The sequence below is a fragment of the Arthrobacter sp. 10T419 genome (assembly GCF_056394105.1).
Map to the genome: position 1 here is coordinate 1 of NZ_JBFTHF010000041.1, position 476 is coordinate 476.

Annotated in this window: 1 protein-coding gene; it reads left to right on the forward strand. The window is 54.4% G+C overall.

The annotated features are described in order from the left end of the window. Window positions 1-31: 31 nt before the first annotated feature. A partial coding sequence (locus AC1DBD_RS17780) for an acyltransferase family protein (protein WP_476982713.1) occupies window positions 32-476 on the forward strand: 445 nt, incomplete at its 3' end.

Here is a 476-nt window from a genome sequence, read left to right on the forward strand (position 1 = left end):
TCCCAGGACGACTCCCACAGCGGCATTACAAGTGCAAAGAACAGACTGGATCGACCGAGGCAAGGGCATCGGCATACTGCTTGTTGTGCTCGGTCACTCTACGCAGTACTTCTACACCGACAAGGTGGCCCTTGCGCTTACCGGCCTTATCTACAGCTTCCACATGCCGCTGTTCTTCATGCTATCCGGCATGTTTGCAGAGCACAGCTTGGCGAAGAGGGGAGCGAGCGATTTCGTCATCGACAAAATGGGGACGATTGTCTACCCGTACGTGATCTGGTCCATATTTGAGGGCGCCTACCGCTACGCTCTCGGTAAAACCACGGAATTTACGGACTTTCAGGGCCTTCGCCAGCTTGCGGCCATCTACTACAAGCCGATCTATCACTATTGGTTTCTGTATGCGCTCGCGGTCGGTTTCTTTCTTTTCGCGGCCATTTACCGACTGCCGAAGGCTATGAAACCACTCGCCGTGC